This window comes from Prochlorococcus sp. MIT2309 (genome assembly GCF_059772305.1).
In genome coordinates this window covers 248,645-266,167 of the sequence record NZ_CM186282.1, presented here as the reverse complement: position 1 = coordinate 266,167, position 17,523 = coordinate 248,645, and the positions used below count along the sequence as shown (strand labels likewise).

16 protein-coding genes are annotated in these 17,523 nt (G+C 31.8%); 12 read left to right on the top strand and 4 right to left on the bottom strand.

What is annotated here, in order from left to right:
• Positions 1-5 precede the first annotated feature (5 nt).
• Positions 6-752: an HAD-IA family hydrolase gene (locus AC6EJA_RS01370; protein WP_498502747.1), complete on the bottom strand. Its 747-nt coding sequence runs from the start codon at positions 750-752 to the stop codon at positions 6-8.
• A gap of 54 nt (positions 753-806) precedes the next feature.
• On the opposite strand from AC6EJA_RS01370, the gene recJ reads away from it, so the two are divergent.
• Entirely contained in the window at positions 807-2,693 is a 1,887-nt protein-coding gene (gene recJ / locus AC6EJA_RS01365) for a single-stranded-DNA-specific exonuclease RecJ (RefSeq protein WP_498502746.1), read from the top strand.
• Between the two features lie 29 nt (positions 2,694-2,722).
• On the opposite strand, the gene psb30 is transcribed toward recJ, so the two are convergent.
• Complete coding sequence (gene psb30 / locus AC6EJA_RS01360; RefSeq protein ID WP_414477802.1) at positions 2,723-2,800, bottom strand: photosystem II reaction center protein Ycf12/Psb30; 78 nt, start codon at positions 2,798-2,800, stop codon at positions 2,723-2,725.
• A 378-nt stretch (positions 2,801-3,178) separates the two neighbouring features.
• On the opposite strand from psb30, the gene AC6EJA_RS01355 reads away from it, so the two are divergent.
• The 9 genes from AC6EJA_RS01355 (at position 3,179) to fmt (ending at position 12,106) form a co-directional block, all read left to right on the top strand.
• A complete protein-coding gene (locus tag AC6EJA_RS01355) occupies positions 3,179-3,529 on the top strand; it encodes a TMEM165/GDT1 family protein (protein WP_498502745.1) in 351 nt (116 codons plus the stop codon).
• A gap of 15 nt (positions 3,530-3,544) precedes the next feature.
• Positions 3,545-3,835, top strand: coding sequence for a TMEM165/GDT1 family protein (locus AC6EJA_RS01350; RefSeq protein ID WP_498502744.1), 291 nt, complete (start codon positions 3,545-3,547; stop codon positions 3,833-3,835).
• A 118-nt stretch (positions 3,836-3,953) separates the two neighbouring features.
• Entirely contained in the window at positions 3,954-6,209 is a 2,256-nt protein-coding gene (locus tag AC6EJA_RS01345) for an RNB domain-containing ribonuclease (protein WP_498502742.1), read from the top strand.
• Between the two features lie 2 nt (positions 6,210-6,211).
• Positions 6,212-6,817, top strand: a complete 606-nt coding sequence (locus tag AC6EJA_RS01340; protein WP_498502741.1) for a flavin prenyltransferase UbiX — start codon at positions 6,212-6,214, stop codon at positions 6,815-6,817.
• Positions 6,814-7,359, top strand: coding sequence for a hypothetical protein (locus AC6EJA_RS01335; protein ID WP_498502740.1), 546 nt, complete (start codon positions 6,814-6,816; stop codon positions 7,357-7,359). The genes AC6EJA_RS01340 and AC6EJA_RS01335 overlap by 4 nt, the downstream gene beginning before the upstream one ends.
• Before the next feature lie 52 nt (positions 7,360-7,411).
• The gene (locus AC6EJA_RS01330) at positions 7,412-8,080 is read left to right on the top strand and encodes a DUF2996 domain-containing protein (RefSeq protein ID WP_498502739.1); all 669 of its coding nucleotides are present in this window, start codon (positions 7,412-7,414) and stop codon (positions 8,078-8,080) included.
• A 238-nt stretch (positions 8,081-8,318) separates the two neighbouring features.
• A complete protein-coding gene (locus AC6EJA_RS01325) occupies positions 8,319-9,701 on the top strand; it encodes a TldD/PmbA family protein (protein ID WP_498502737.1) in 1,383 nt (460 codons plus the stop codon).
• A complete protein-coding gene (locus AC6EJA_RS01320) occupies positions 9,702-11,090 on the top strand; it encodes a TldD/PmbA family protein (protein ID WP_498502736.1) in 1,389 nt (462 codons plus the stop codon).
• On the top strand, positions 11,087-12,106 hold the full coding sequence (fmt, locus tag AC6EJA_RS01315) for a methionyl-tRNA formyltransferase (RefSeq protein ID WP_498502735.1): 1,020 nt from the start codon (positions 11,087-11,089) through the stop codon (positions 12,104-12,106). The genes AC6EJA_RS01320 and fmt overlap by 4 nt, the downstream gene beginning before the upstream one ends.
• Here the strand turns inward: fmt and AC6EJA_RS01310 are convergent.
• Complete coding sequence (locus AC6EJA_RS01310; RefSeq protein WP_498502734.1) at positions 12,103-12,819, bottom strand: TerC family protein; 717 nt, start codon at positions 12,817-12,819, stop codon at positions 12,103-12,105. The two genes, fmt and AC6EJA_RS01310, sit on opposite strands and share 4 nt — an antisense overlap.
• 90 nt (positions 12,820-12,909) lie before the next feature.
• Between AC6EJA_RS01310 and AC6EJA_RS01305 the strand changes: the two genes are divergently transcribed.
• Positions 12,910-13,617: a hypothetical protein gene (locus AC6EJA_RS01305; protein WP_498502733.1), complete on the top strand. Its 708-nt coding sequence runs from the start codon at positions 12,910-12,912 to the stop codon at positions 13,615-13,617.
• Between the two features lie 56 nt (positions 13,618-13,673).
• Positions 13,674-17,171 (top strand): transcription-repair coupling factor, encoded by a 3,498-nt coding sequence (gene mfd, locus AC6EJA_RS01300; RefSeq protein ID WP_498502732.1) that lies wholly within the window; start codon positions 13,674-13,676, stop codon positions 17,169-17,171.
• Positions 17,172-17,204: 33 nt separating this feature from the next.
• Here mfd and AC6EJA_RS01295 read toward each other — a convergent pair whose 3' ends face one another.
• On the bottom strand, positions 17,205-17,516 hold the full coding sequence (locus tag AC6EJA_RS01295) for a thioredoxin family protein (protein ID WP_498502731.1): 312 nt from the start codon (positions 17,514-17,516) through the stop codon (positions 17,205-17,207).
• Between the last annotated feature and the right edge of the window lie 7 nt (positions 17,517-17,523).

Genomic DNA, 17,523 nt, shown 5'->3' with positions numbered 1-17,523 from the left:
AATGATTAATTGATAAGAGATGATAAATAATTTATATCAACAAAAGACGAAGCGCTTTTTGGACCTATATAAAAATTAGATGGTTCACCGGGCTCGCCTAAATCATCGACAACTGCGCATGCAGAGTAATAGTTATTTGAGTCAAACTTATTCCAAGGGGCTTTATTAATCAAGCATTTAAGATTTGCCTTACTTGCGGAACTAAGTCCTATTAAGGAGTCTTCAATCACAATTATTGATTCAATTGGCATGCCACAGCCTTCTATGGCAGAAAGATAGGCACTGGGGTCTGGTTTGTGTTTTACGACATCCTCGTAACAAACAAATCCAGAAAAATAATTGCTATTCTCAGGCAACACAGACTCTAAGAGAGAATTTAATGCCGATCTGCCACTAGTTGTTACAATCCATTGCTTAATTTCATTTAATTGTAATTGCTTTAACAACCTTAAAACGCCTTTTCTTAGGGGTATCTCGCCATTTGCTAAAATCTGAGAATAGTATTTTTGCTTTGTTGTATGAATAAATTTAAGGTCAATATTAGTCAAAGATTTCTTTACTTGTTCAGAATAATATTTAATTCTATTGAATCCACCAGAAATATCAAGTAATTGAATGTATGTTTCTTGATCCCAAGTCCAATCAATTCCAAAATCTCTAAATGCTAAATTAAAAGCCTTTCTATGACCATAAAGCTCAGTTTCGGCTAATGTGCCATCGACATCCCAGAAGACTGCTTTTAAATTATTCATGAAAAGCCCCTTAAATTATATGGGATGTTCTTCAATCCTTATTGATTAAAGATATTGGAATATATTAATCAAAAAAATGAAAATTGGATATTACCCAAACCAATTGATGCAGACGACTTTAAAAATGATTTTCTAGAGCCTCCCTTAAATATATTGATGCACAGAAGAGGATATAAATCAAACGAAGATATATATAATTTTATAAAGCCGACACCATTACCAAACTCATATGATCATTTTCCACAATTAAGGAAGGCTGTTGATCGGCTAATAAAGGCAAATAGCAACAACGAAAACATAGCAATATGTGGCGATTATGATGCCGATGGAATTACAAGTTCAGTTTTATTATCGGAAGTTCTAAATAAAATCGGTGCTAAACCTAAAGTATTTATTCCAAACCGAATTAATGAGGGTTATGGTTTAAATAAATGCATGATTAGAGATCTGAATAAACAAAACATAAAATTAATAATAACTGTAGATAATGGTGTTTCTGCATTAGAAGCATTAGATTTATGTAAAGAATATAGTATTGATGTGATAATAACTGATCATCACAAAATTAATAATGAATTAGATAACATTTTTGCTTTAATTCATCCAGATACGCTACCCAAAAATTCGCCATATAAGTTCCTTGCAGGTGTAGGATTAGCATATATATTAAGTGAAAAATTATTAGAATTCTATAATTTAGACATTAATGATACCGATATCAAAGCGTATTTTTCTATAGGTACGATAGCAGATATGACACCATTATTAGGAGCAAATAGACAACTCATAAAAGACACTATTACATCCTTAATTAATCCAAAATCATTTGGTTTAAAAAAGTTATGTAAATATTCAAAACTAAGTAAAGAAATATCCACAGATGATATAGCATATAAATTAGCACCTCGAATTAATTCAGTAGGTAGGATTAGTGATCCTATGTTAATTCTTGAATTATTTCAAAATAAAGATCAAGCTAATGTAATAGAGTTATCAAAAAGAATTGAAAGTATAAATTCAAAAAGAAAAACAATGTGTGCTGAATTAGAGAAAATAGTTTTACAATTCTTACAATATCAGGATTTAACAAACAAAAATTTCATTATTATAAAGAATAAGACCTGGCACTCTGGAATTATTGGTATTATTGCAGCCCGTATTATAGAAAAATATAACAAGCCAGTAGCGGTTTTAACTCAATCCTCTGAGGGTTACTATAGAGCATCGGTAAGAGCTCCCAAGGATTTTAATTTGATAGATATTTTGAATAGATGTCATGATTTATTTGAAAGTTACGGTGGGCATAAAGCAGCAGCCGGTTTTACTATTAAAGAATCTAATTTAAACAAATTATCTATAATATTAAATAAGTTAGCTTCAGAATATCCCTCTGAAATTTTTATAAAGACAATCCAACCAGAAGTGAATCTTAAATTCAATGATATCAATCAACGTTTATTTAACGATTTAGAAAGAATTTCACCTTTTGGTGTTGGTAATCCCAAGCCTTTATTCTGGTCTAGAGCTTGTACGATTGAGAAGGTCTTTTTGCTAACTGGTGGTCACGCTCAATTAACTATTTCCCAGGGATCTATTCTTTTGAAAGCAGTTCACTGGTCCAGTGACTTTAATTACCGAACTGGGATGACGGTAGATTTAATTTATTCACTTGATAAATTTACTACTAAATCTGTAACAACCGCTAAATTAAGGATACATTCTGCTCGTATTCATAGCAAAACAGCACAATTAAAAGTCAATAATAGAATATATAAATGTAAATCAAATGATGAAGGAGGAATTATTGTAGAAAATGAGAAAGGCGAAACTTTAAATACTAAAAATGACTACCTTTCAGTCTGTAAAGGATCTCTTACAAAAAAGGGTTACTTACAAAAATTAGTAGGTTCAGCGAACATTGCCCTTGGTTTGGCCGCTTAACCAAGAGATTTTTATATTTTAAAAACTTTTTATCTTCTGTAAAAAATCAATGCGATAATAGCTGGCCCAGCTAAAACTACTGCTACTAAAGGGATTAGATTGCCCATTTTGGAAATCAAGCGAATTTTTCAATATTAAAGCATGCGGAAGGTATATTAAAAAACGTTTTTCAATTTGTAAAAATAAGAAGCTTTATTAATTTGCGATTTCACACAGCTTCTAACAAGATAAGCAGATTTATTTAGGCAATATTTAACCGAAGAAATCAGGCTGGTAATAACTTGATATTGATATTTTATTAAAAGAATAAAAAAATCCCGAAAAGTCAATAAAAATGTGTATTTTAATTTTTTTACTGAATTACTCCTGTGGATTATAGATCAAATAAATCATTCCATAATGCTCCACACTATAGAATGAACAAGACAAGAGCCCTGTCTTGGGATGATTTCTAAAACACGAATTTATATGGTTGACTTTTAACCATGACAGAAGTTGAGGACAGAAAAGAAAACAGGGGTGAGATTAGCTCTCAAGAAAATACGTCAACAGGATTTATATCTATATTGGCGTCGACTTTTATTAGTGTATTCATAGCTGAGTTGGGAGACAAAACTCAGATTGCAACATTACTTTTATCAGCTCAGTCAGGGAAGCCACTCTTGGTTTTTACCGGGGCAGCATCAGCACTAATATGCTCAACATTAATGGTTGTGGTTCTTGGAAGTTGGTTATCTAAAAACGTTTCACAAAGAAGAATCCGTCTAGCTTCATCGATTATTATGTTGTCACTTGGATTTTGGTTCGGATTTCAAGCAATCAAAGCCTTTATCTAGACGAAAAAGAATTAAATGGATTTAACACTTTTAGTCTCAATATTTACGACTGTATTTTTGGCTGAATTAGGTGATAAGACACAATTGGCGACATTCGCATTAAGTGGTGCAACTAACAGACCATATGCTGTATTTCTTGGCTCATCATCGGCTCTAATTTTAAGTAGTCTTATAGGCGCTTTAGCTGGGGGCTCGATATCCAACATAGTTCCTGAAAAATTTTTAGAGGCAATTACATCGATAATTTTCCTATACATTGGTTCAAGCCTTCTTATAAGTTCCATAAATGATAAAAATGAGAAATGACAAATATCTCGAAATAGAATATATTTACAATAAATTAATAAGGCAAATTTTAATTAGTTCACCTTCATTAAAAAAATTTAATTAAATTATGCTCACTACTTCAAAAATTTTAAGCTTTTTGTCAAAGGATTCATCATTAGAGATAAAGAAACTAGAAAAAGCTCTTAAACTTACAAAAAAAATAGAAAGAGATAAATTACATATAGCATTAACTGGTTTACAGAAATTAGAAATTATTAATAACGACGATGATGGTAAGATAACTCTTAATCCAGAAAGTTCGGCTATAAAAGCGAGGATAAGGTGTAGTAGTAAAGGATATTGTTTTGCGGTCAGAGAGGATAATCAAGAGGATATTTATATTAGAGAAAATTTTTTAAATCATGCATGGCATGGAGATTATGTAATGGTCAATCTTATAAAAGAAGCTCAAAGGCGTAGATCGCCAGAGGGATCTGTATTATGTATACTTGAAAGAAATACTACAAGTTTAATTTCTATAATTAAAGAACAAAATAGTGTAATTTATGCTGACCCTCTTGATGATAGGCTACTTGAGGAGATTATACTTCCAAAAAATGATAAAAAATATATAAAGGAGGAGGAGATTGATAATATAGTTGAAGTAAAAATAAATAAATATCCAATAGCACAATATAGTGCAGAAGGGGAAGTCATAAGAAAACTTCCACTGAATAGAGGTATAGAAGGAGATTTGGATATTATATTAGCTAAATCTAATTTACAAATTAATCATTCAGCTCCTCGAGTTTCAGCAAAAAAAATATCAGGAAACAATCGAGTTGATCTTACGTCGCAACCCAGTCTTCTTTTAAAGAGTTGGACACATAAAGACAGCCCAACTCCACCAGCCATACATGTTGAACCAATAGAAACCGGTACAAGAATTTGGGTTCATACCCCAGCAATTTCTGAAAGGTTTACTTTTGGAGGAAAAATAGATGATTGGTTAAAAACCCGTGGAGAATCAATTTGTCTTGGATATAAATGGAGGAAATTACTAAATGACGAGATCCTACTATCTTCAATGTTTGAAATTAATAAAGAAAACGATGCTATAAGTCTATATTTTGATATTGACCATGTTGGAAAAGTAATTGATTGGAGTTTTCAACTTTCCAAAGTTAAACCCGTTGCTTTAATTAAACCTGAGCAATTAGAAAATATTGCTAATAGAAAACCAAAAACAAGGGCTATTCCTCAAATAATTAAACCAATTAAAGAGTATATAAGTCAACTTCAGACATTACTATATGTATCTTCATTACTATATAAAAAAGAAAATGATGATATTAAATTGGAACTGCCTATTCCAAATATTTCTAATCTTTCAGAATTATCTATTGAAACTCCTGGACGTGATTATCATGGATGGTCACTACCCTTAAACCCTAATGATCCTAACTCTATCCTGAAACCAATATTAAAAATATCAAACTCAATATGGTTTATACATTCAAATAATCATCAAATACCCACTATATCATTTAAATCCCATGACTTAAGTGCCTCTGATATAAGTGAAGTTATTAAATCTGCAATTTCTATGAATTTAGAAGTTGAAATCAAGGAAGATGGATCTATTAATATTAATGATTTTCTAAAGAAAATAAATATGCATAAAAACAAACATATTTTGCACAAAATATTTAAACAATGTCTTAATAATAAGGAATTATCAATTAATGATTTTTCATTGAATAAAGAATTATTATTAAATGAGTTATTTAATAAAGTTCAATCACCTTGGTGTAATCCAAACTACAGCTATATTGATATTGTAAATCAAAGTTTGATAGTAACGTTATTAAAAGAGGGTAAATCTAAACCTAAAAGTAAGAGTGACCTAGTTGTAAACTTAGGAAAAATGAATTCCTGGAATGATATTACATGGAAACTTTTTACAAACACAGTTGCTTCAAATATAGAATCACTTATTACTGAAGAGGGATTAATGAGATGCAAAAGAAATATCTCTAGATCAGATTTGTTTAGAGAGAATCTTATCTCAATGTCGAAATCCAGAGAGGCGATTAAATTAATTAATGAAGAACTTGAGGGGAGTATTACAGGGGTTCAAAGCTATGGTTTCTTTACTGAAATTTCACCATTGGCAATAGAGGGTTTAGTTCATGTTAGTACCCTTAACGACGATTGGTACGAATATCGCTCTAGACAAAGTATGCTGATAGGAAGAAAGAACAAGAGGACATACAAAGTCGGTGACAAAGTTGTTGTTAAAATAATTAAAGTCGATCTATTGAGAAATCAAATAGATTTAGAAATTGTAACTACTAAACCCGAAGCCCAAAACGATCAAGTACCTAACTCTCTTGAAGTTACCATTGATTAATGATGAGTAAAATTGTTCTTGCAATTACTGGTGCTTCCGCAATTGAATTGGGGGAGAGAGCATTAGAACTTCTTTTAAATAATAATAAAGATGTTTGCTTGATTCTTAGCCGAGGTGCCTATGAAGTTTCACTATCTGAGCGTGGATTAAAAATACCAACAGACCAGATTAAGCAAGAAAAATATTGGAGAGAGAGATTTAATGTAACTACAGGAATATTAAAATGTTATAAATGGGATGATCATGCTGCAAATATTGCAAGTGGTAGTTTTAAAACTAAAGCAATGATAATCCTCCCATGCTCAATGGGTACACTAGGAAGAATTTCCTCTGGATATTCCCTAGACTTAATAGAAAGATGTGCTGACGTACACCTCAAGGAAGGAAGAGAGTTATTAATTGCACCTAGAGAAAGTCCTCTGAGTTTAATTCACTTACGTAACATGATAAATGTTTCTGAAGCAGGCGCTAGAATTGTCCCACCAATTCCAGCTTGGTACACTAAACCTAAAAGTATTGATGAGATGATTGATTTCATTGTTGTAAGATTGTTCGATAATATAGATGAGAATTTGGCTCCCATAAACAGATGGAAGACCAGTAAATGAAAGGTGTAACTAAATTACTTTCAATATTAAGTTTGGTACCTATTATTTTAATTCTATACATTTCTATTTTGAATTTAGAGAAAGATACCAAATTAAAGTTACTTACCTGGACAACACCTAATACAAAAATTGGTAGTTATATAGCCATATCTGGATTACTAGGATTTGCTTATTCTTTTGCAGGTATTAAATTGTTATCCCTTCAAAGAACAATCTTTACATACAAAGATAAATCAGCAAGTAATATCAGATCTGGTGTTAACAACATTCACCAAAATGAATATCAAATAGATCAGCAAGAATACACTAAATATAATGAAAGAGATTCTTATTTAGAGAGAGATCCAAGAGATCCTGCACCTACAGTCTCAGTGCCATTTAAAGTAATAAGTAAAAGATCAAAGCAAAATAATAGTATTTATTCAGATTATGAACAGGATAATCGTTCTGATTTTTCGGAGGAATATAATAACAAGCCAAATGATTTAAAATCTACTGTTGATGATTGGTCTAGCCCCATAAGAGATGAATGGTTATATTAAAATTCTTCCACATCTGCGTAAAAATGTAGTTAACTTAGTTAAGGGCTAAATATTGGGTGAAATTTTGACAGAAGTTCCTGAAATGATAGATGGTAACGATCCATCCAGCTCCCTTAAGAGTTCTAAAAATCTAGTAGAATCAACCAACACCGCCGGGGTTAATAATCAATCTAATGAAAATAAGAATATAAAACAAGTTCAAACAAATCCAGATGCACAAATAAAAAGTTCAGATATCAAAACCATTTCAAATAAATCGTCCCCTCCTCTAGAACCGTCATCTTCATCAATTAACAAAACTTCTAGCTCCTCAATCTCTTCTGCAGAAAAACCAAAAGCTAAAAAGGTTGTAAAACCTCCAAAACTAGAAGACAAACCTTTTGAAGAATTTATCAATGACCATCTCATCCCTACTCTCACCGAATCACTAAAAATTAGGGGAGTATTACTTGAGGAACTTGAATTAAATGAAAGTGAAAGACCTGTAGTAGGAGGTAATTGCTGGATTCTTAGAGGAAACCTTAGTGGCGGAAGAATGTTTTGGTTATGTTTCTCAGAGAAACAAATTGGATCCACTAAAACCTTTTCACTAGCTGAAACTGGAAGCAAACCAACACTTCTTGAATCTTTTTTGATTGATGAAAAGAAAACAACACTTGCTCTTCTTGTTTCTAGACTTCTTCAAAGATTAAATGGTCAAAAGTGGTTGGCAGCAAACTAATCAGAAAGATAAACAAAACACCTATTATTCTTATAACTAAATTATTACAAGTCTTTTAATTTAGAAATAACTGCAAAATTACATTATAAAAACATATTAATTTTTAATTGTAAAACCTCAAAAACACCACGGGAACTAGCAATTATTGTCATAATATTGCAAAAAAGTATTTAAATTGATTCAAACATTAGTTAAAAACCAAAACGTCATAACATCTTGTTCTTTTAAAGACCAATTAGTGAAGGTGGAACTTGAGGAGTTAATTTCATATGGAATCAGTGCTGGCGCAGACATTGTCGAGATTTTCCTGGAAAACTCAGATTATTCAAGTGTTCTTGCAGAACAAGACGAAATAACATCAATTAATCCAGCATTTGGAAAAGGAGCTGGTATACGTGTTTTCAAAGGAGAGAAAGACGGTTTTTTTAGCACAAATGATCTTTCCAAAACTGGTTTAACCTTTGCAATTGATCAAGCCTTAGCAATGTTAGGGCTTTGCTCAAACAGACTTTCAAATAAGCAATTTATTGGATTAGAAAATCTGAGAGACTATGCACACATAAAAAATAAATGGCTTGATAATTCTCCCCTATCTCCAGATGTTTGCCAAATACTTCTCAAAGCAAATTCCTTACTTGAAAAGGAGGGTGAAAAAATCCAATCTAGAAGAGCTAATTATTCAAGATCATTTCAGGAAATTTTAATCGCTGCATCTGATGGTACCTTTGCTCGAGACATTAGACTTCATCAGTCATATGGAATGAATTTAATTGCTGCTGACAAATCCAATAGATCAAGTATTGGTAGAAGATACGGTAGTTCTGGTAAAGCACATGATTTGAATAATTGGGATTTAGAGGCTTCTGTAAATGAAATTTGTGAAAGTACGTCGAAAATGCTGTACGCAGATTATGTCGAGGCAGCTCAAATGCCCGCTGTTCTAGCTAATAAATTTGGCGGTGTTATTTTTCATGAGGCATGTGGCCATCTTTTAGAAACAACTCAAATTGAAAGAGGAACCACTCCATTTATAAATAAAATTGGCCATCAAATTGCTCACAAAGCAGTAACCGCTATCGATGAGGGAATATCTGATGGTGAATTTGGCTCGATATCCGTTGATGACGAGGGCATGGAGCCAGAAAAAACAGTTCTTATCGAAAACGGTATTTTAAAAAGCTTTCTTTGTGACAGAGCTGGCAGCCTCCGAACAAATAACCCAAGAACAGGAAGTGGTAGACGACAAAATTATTCATTCGCAGCAGCAAGCAGGATGAGAAATACCTACATAGCTAAAGGTCATCACTCTCCAAATGATTTGATTGAAAGTGTGGATAATGGTCTGTATTGCAAATCAATGGGAGGTGGTAGTGTTGGGCCGACGGGCCAATTCAATTTTTCAGTTGAAGAAGCTTACATAATCAAGAATGGAAGACTAACCAAACCAGTTAAAGGAGCAACATTAATTGGCGAGGCAAAGGAAATAATGCCTCGCATTTCTATGTGTGCTAATGATCTTGATCTAGCTGCTGGTTTCTGTGGATCTGTAAGCGGAAGCGTCAATGTAACAGTGGGACAACCACATATAAAAGTTGATTCAATAACTATCGGAGGCAGATAAATGAAAAAGGATCTAATTGATAATTCTCAAAAATTTGATATAGGTTTATTGAAAGATGAAATTCATAAACTGGCCAAAAGTGAGAATATTAATAAATGGGATATTGGTGCATCCGCCAGTAGAGATTTGTCGGTTCAAGTAGATCATGGAGAATCAAAACAATTAAAAGGATCTCAACGAAGTTCAATAACAATACGAGTGTGGAATAAAAATAAAGCACTTGGAATTACTAGCACATCCGATCTCTCTAATAGAGGAATTTCAAAGGCACTTCTTGGAGCGGCAGAAGCCAGTAATTATGGAAACAAAGAAGAAAGTCCAGATTTTTCTCCCCTTGCTAATGAGCCACTACCTAAAAAAGTAGTTGAAATTAATCAGCAAACTGGCATAGAAAAGCTTTTAAAAATCTTAAAAGACGCAGAGTCCCAATTAATTAATTCACACCAATATATAAATTCTGTCCCTTATAACGGATTATCTGAATCAACAATAGAGAGAGCCTACATTAATAGTGAAGGTGCTATGAGACAGATGAAACTATCTCATGCAAGCATATATCTTTACGCAAAGGGAGAAGAAATAGGAAGAAAGCCTAGAAGTGCGGGTTCAGCCAAATTTTCCAGCGGGATAAATTCACTAGACATATCATCTTGCATTAAAGAATGCTCAAAAAAAATAATAAGTCATATTTCCTATCAACCAATTAAAACTGATAAATATTTAGTATGTTTTAGTCCTGAGGCTTTTCTAGATCTTCTAAATGCTTTTAGTAGCCTTTTTAATGCAAGATCTATTCTTGATGGAACAAGCTTAAATAATTTGAATTCTATTGGAGAAGATATCTCAGTACCTTTTTTAAATTTATCCGATGAGGCATTAAATTCTAGTAACATTGGTTCCTTCACCTTTGATGGAGAGGGAACACCTAAGAAAAACATAAAGTTAATAAATAATGGAAAACTTGTTAATCTTCTACATTCTGAAGCAACTGCAAGAAAATTTAAAGTTCAACCAACAGGACATGCAAGTATGGGAGCAAAAGCTGCCGTATCGCCTGAGTGGTTTGTCGTATCCAAATCCTCAACTAATGAATTTATAAATAAATCTAACTTAAATCATAAAACCACCCAGGAGAATTTTGTTTATATAGATAGCCTTAATGCTCTTCATGCAGGAGTTAAAGCAAGTCAAGGATCATTTTCACTTCCATTTGATGGTTGGAAAGTTGAAAAAGGGGCAATGATCTCAATAGAAGCAGCTACAGTTGCTGGAGACATTAAGAGGCTTTTAAACAGTATTGTTCAGATAGAAAATGATAAAACTATTACTACTAGTGGTATTTGTCCACATATATGGGTATCAGATCTATCAATTACAGGTGAAGCGTGAGAATAGTTTTCTGGGGAACTCCCTCCTACGCTTTAAAAAGTTTAGAGTCAATAAATAATTCAAGCCATGAAATTGTACTAGTAGTAACTCAACCGGATAAGAAACGAAGTAGAGGTAAAAAAGTTGATCATTCTCCTATTAAAAAGAAATGTCTTGAATTAAATTTACCTGTTATTACTCCTAAAAGAATAAAAGAGGATTCGCCAGAAAAGAACAAACTTATGCAACTGGATATTGATTTATTTGTAGTTGTAGCATTTGGACAGATACTTCCCACCGAAATATTAAACATACCTAAATATGGTTGTTGGAATAGTCATGCATCATTATTACCAAGATGGAGAGGTGCAGCTCCAATTCAATGGAGTTTATTAACAGGAGACAAGAAAACGGGGGTTGGAATAATGTTAATGCAAGAGGGATTAGATACTGGGCCAATATACATGCAAAAAGAAATAGATATTAATGAAACAGACAACGCCGAAACTCTTAGTGAAAGATTAAGCCAAATATCTGCAAATCTCCTTGTTAAAACAATAGAACAAATAGATAATGAATCAAAAACTAATTCTAATTTAAAAGTATCGGATCTAAATCTTAAAAGCCAAGAAGATCTTTATTATGAGCCAAAATATGCAAGAATGATTGAAAAGAAAGACTTACTAATAAATTGGAATGTAGATTCAATTAAAATACAAAGAAAAATTATGGCCTTATATCCAAATGCCTATACGTTTTTGAAAACAAAAAGACTTAAAATACTGATTAGTGAGTCATTAAATACAAGTCTTAAAGATTATTATCGATTAAAAAATATTAATGATGATGGATGTAAGTTTTCTCCAGGGCAAATTTGTTTAATAGATATAGACTACTCAATAATTGTTAAGACAGCAAATGGACTCATAAAAATATCCAAGGCACATTTAGAAGGAAAGAAGCCAAATTCAGGTAAATCTTTAGTTCAGCAATTAGATATAAAAACAGGTGATTATTTAAATGGTAAGTTATTCTAACCATTAATACCTAAGGAATTCTTAAGAGAGAAACCCCACAAGAAAAGAGAAAACATGACTAGAAAAACAATATATTCTGGAATAATTAAATTCATAAATAATAATTGTACTATTAATTTTAGGCCAATGAAGCCAATTGCTAAATATCCTGCTGTCTCTAATCGTGTATATTGATCAAGCCATTTTATAAAAAGTGATGAAGTAAATCTTAGCGCTATAACTCCAATAATTGCCCCTGTAATCACCAAAAGAAATTGATCACTAATAGAAACTGCTGCTGTAATACTATCTATTGAGAACGCTAAATCCGTTAAAGAAATAAGACAAATAACCTTAAACAAAGAATTAGGTGTATTTTTCTTTGGATTCAATTCTAAATTATTTTGATCATTATTGAAAAACAAGTTTTTTATACATAGAAATACAAGATAAAGACCACATAGAGAATATAAAGCTTTATATTTCAAAATAATTTGAGCAAATATAATTAACAACATACGAAGAAATAGTGAAATAAATATCCCAATATTTAATGCCTTATTTTGAAGCTTATTGCTACTTAATCCTCTTGTAATTGTAGCTAAGGCAACAGCATTATCTGCGGAAAGAATCAATTCTAAGGAAACTAAAACAGGGAGCAGAGGGGCAAGTTCAACCCATCTATCTATTTCATCTAATAAAGGGGTTAAAGAAGTTAGGGCAGCAGAATCCATTTTAATGACAAGATTTTTTCATTTGTATAAATGAAATTTTGTAATAGTATGATAATTGCAATCCACAGAAAATGATTGAAATTTAGGATTATGAGAATAGAAGTTGAGTTAAGCCATATAGATAATAATAGAATAGTAGTAAAAGCTACTGTATACGACAAACAATATTCCTTAGGCAGCTCATTCGGCCAGGGAGATTCCGTAAATGAAGCCGAGAATAATGCTATTTCAAGGATATTGGGACGATTAAAATCTGAAGATGAAATTTATATAGAAAAAAAATCAACTCAGCAAATTAATCTCAATCCTTCAAAAGAAAGACCTGAAAAAGCGACAATTAATAAAAAGAAGAATATTGACAATAACAATAAAATAAACAAAATTGATGCATCATCAAGTAATTACTCAAAAGAACCAGAAGACTGGAGTAAAGAATTAGCTTTTATAGATAATGAATTAAAAAGAATTGGCTGGAATAAAGAAGACGAAAATAATTTCATAAACAAATTACTAGGATATACAAATAGGAATAGAATTACAACTTTTAAGCACTTGAAAATTCTTTTATTATATTTAAAAGATTTAGAAAATGGATCAAACCAGAATGATATTATAATAAGCAAAGATAATCTCATTGAGAAAACCAACTTTCTAATAAAGCAGTTGAGTTGGGATGAGATTCAGGGAAGAAATTATTTAATGAAAAATTTTAATAAAAATAGTCGTAATGAACTTAGCAAAATACAACTTTTGGAGTTTATAATAGATTTAAGTGAAATAAATGATGATTTCAGTTAATCAATCTAATACCATCATAATTAGTTGATAGAATGTTTTGACAATACAAGTCAAGCATGCAACTGAGTTCAATTGTCAGATTAATATCTGAACATAATCTAATATCAGAATTATCGGAAAGATCAAAAAGAGAGGAACGACTATTACTAACAGGAACCTCAAGGATTTCTAATTCATTAATATCTAGTGCATTAGCACAATATAATAATAGTCTTTTACTCATTATAGTTCCAAGTTTTGAGGAAGCTGGAAGATGGTATTCAACCCTTGAATTAATGGGATGGGATACTAATAATATATACCCTACGACTGAGAGTTCTCCATTTTATAATAATAATACTTCAAATGAAATTATTTGGGGACAATTACAGGTTTTGAGTGAACTAATAAACAGAACTTCTTCCTCCTCTCAATGTATAATTGCTACTGAGAGATCCTTACAACCACACTTACCACCATCTGATTTATTAGCAGAATTTAGCATAAACATAAGAAAGGGGATTGAGATTAAATTAGAGGACTTATCACATAAACTATCTTACATAGGTTATCAAAGAAAGAATTGCGTAGATTTAGAGGGAAGTTGGGCAAGGCGAGGAGATATTATTGATATTTATCCCGTAAATAGTGAACTACCTGTAAGATTAGAATTCTTTGGAGAAAAATTAGAAAAATTAAAGGAGTTTGATCCGTATTCGCAAAGATCGCAAGACACCATTAATAATATACTTATAACACCAAATGGTTTCAAATCTCTAATTTGTGAGCGGTTAAAGCAATTTGGAGAAGATAAATTAAAAAAGTTTATTAATAATGAAATTGTAGATCAAATTCTTCAAGGTGAAACTCCTGATAATGTGTCTAACCTAATTAATTTAGCATGGGAAAAACCATCATCCTTAATAGATTATTTACCTGAAAATACATTTTTAGTAATTGATGAAAAATCACAATGTATAGCTCATGGTAATAATTGGCTTGATCATGTCAAAAAGGAAAAACCTTCCGAAATACTTACACAATGTAAAACAAAAATAAATGAATTAAATTTTTATACAAAAATTGAAAATGTCTTTGAAAATTTAAATAAATTTAATGGATTTGAATTAACTGGATTGACAACTCTAAAAGATAAAAATAATATCCACAATATTTCTAATAAAAATGTTTTATCACTACCTAATCAATTTGGAAAGTTAAGCGAAATAATAAAATCTCATCAAAAGAACAAAGAGACAATTTTTCTACTCTCAGCACAACCAAGTCGCACAGTTGCACTTTTAGAAGAACATGAATGTATTGCATCAGTAGTTTCTAAATTAGATGATTATGAACTCATAAACTCACTTAAAAGTGACCATATACCAGTTGCACTTAAATGTAATACTGATGCACAAATTGAGGGAGTTTATTTACCAACTTTTAAACTTTTAATACTTACGGACAAAGAATTTTTTGGTCAGCAGAGTTTTATTAATAACGCATATGTAAGGAGGCGAAAAAAATCATCCAGTTCTAAACTTGATCCAAATAAATTACATCCAGGAGATTATGTTGTCCATAAGAATCATGGAATTGGCTTATTCAAAAAAATCGAAAAGATCTCTATAGTAGGCGAGATAAGAGATTATATTGTAGTTAAATATCTTGATGGGACTCTAAGAGTAGCAGCTGATCAATTAAGTTCATTAGGGAGATATAGATCATCTAGTGATAAAAAACCATCAATTAATAAACTTGGCGGTTCAAGCTGGCAAAATACTAAACAAAAAGTCAAGAAAAATATTAATAAAGTTGCCATTGATCTAATTAAACTCTATGCAGAACGAGATAGTAAAAGGGGTTACGCATATCCATCAGATGGTCCATGGCAAAATGAGCTTGAAGATTCATTTCCTTATGAGCCAACAAAAGATCAATTAAGTGCTGTAGTTGATGTTAAAAATGATATGGAAAAAGAAAAGCCTATGGATAGGCTAATTTGCGGTGATGTTGGATTTGGTAAAACCGAAGTCGCAATTAGAGCAATATTTAAAGCTATTACATCAGGTAAACAAATTGCATTGCTTGCACCAACAACAATATTGGCTCAGCAACATTGGCGAACAATCTCAGAAAGATTTGCTCCTTATCCCATAAAAGTTTCACTTTTGAATCGTTTTAAGACTTTAAGTGAAAGAAAAATAATCATTAACCATCTCAAGGACGGCACAATAGATGCAGTAGTTGGTACACATCAGTTATTAAATAAAAAAACTATCTTCAAAAATTTAGGCCTTCTTGTTATTGATGAAGAGCAACGATTTGGAGTAAATCAAAAAGAAAAAATTAAGGAGCTAAAAAAGTCAGTTGATGTATTAACTCTATCAGCAACACCAATACCAAGAACTTTATATATGAGCTTATCTGGGGTAAGAGAAATGAGTCTGATTACAACACCTCCTCCACTTAGAAGATCAATAAAAACTAATTTGTCAAAAATGGATAATGAAGTTATAAGAAGTGCTATATGCCAGGAAATTGATCGGGGTGGACAAATTTTTTATGTCGTTCCGAGGGTGGAGGGAATTGAAGAAATAGCAATCAAAATTAGAAAGATGTTACCTAACCTAAAAATGATAGTGGCTCATGGACAAATGTCTGAAGGAGAACTCGAAAATTCTATGGTCGCATTTAATGCTGGAGAAGCTGATCTTATGTTATGCACTACTATTATCGAGAGCGGACTAGATATACCTCGAGTGAATACAATAATTATCGAGGACTCTCATAAGTTTGGCCTATCTCAACTTTATCAACTCAGAGGAAGAGTAGGTAGGAGTGGCATACAAGCATATGCTTGGTTATTTTATCCTGAACAAATTAAACTTACAGACAATGCTAAGCAAAGATTAAAAGCAATTCAGGAATTTAGTGTTCTTGGAAGTGGATATCAATTGTCAATGAGAGATATGGAAATAAGGGGTGTAGGGAATTTGCTAGGGGTAGAGCAAAGTGGACAGATGGAGGTAATAGGGTTTGATTTATATATGGAAATGCTTCAAGAGGCATTAGCTGAAATAAAGGGGCAAAAGATACCTAAAGTAGATGATGCACAAATAGATCTAAAGATAACTGCTTTTATACCAGGAGATTACATACTTGACTCAGAAGAAAAGATTGCAGCATATAGATCAGCCTCGAACTGCCAATCTATAAAAGAACTTCTAGAGTTAGTTACTTATTGGGTAGATAGATATGGAATATTACCTCAAGCAGTAGAAACTTTGATAGAAATAATGAAACTAAAGATAAAGGCTAAGAATTGCGGTATATCAAGAATAAGTATGAAGAAACCAAATATTATTTTAGAAACTATAATGGATGAACCTGCTTTCAGGCTTCTTAGGAAGGGTTTACCCACTCATTTACACGGTAGATTAATATTTAAAAAAGAAAAAGAAAAATCAGTAATAATAGCTAGGGGATTAGGATTACTAGATAATCAAAAGCAGATACTGGAATTATCCAATTGGCTTGAAATGATGGAAAAACAGGTTAATAATATTCAGTAAATCGCTCTTGTTTTTTCAATATAAAAAAATCATTTATTGTGAATAAATAATGTTAGATAACTTTTCTCTGAAATCTCCTTTAGACATACCACCTTTTAATTCTCCAATAATATGAAATTGATCATTTATGTTGCTAACAAGCAAATAGGTAGGCCAACCCATTCCTTCCTTATTAGGGTACTGTTTTAAAAGTATATGCCGATACTTTCTATATACTTGAGTATCTTGCAACATTACGCTTATAAAGTCGCAGTCAAGTTCTTTAGATATTTTTTCATCATAATGACTCATTCGATGGCATGTGCCACAATCTTGTGAGCTAAATTTCAAAAGACTTAGTGCCATTTAAGGT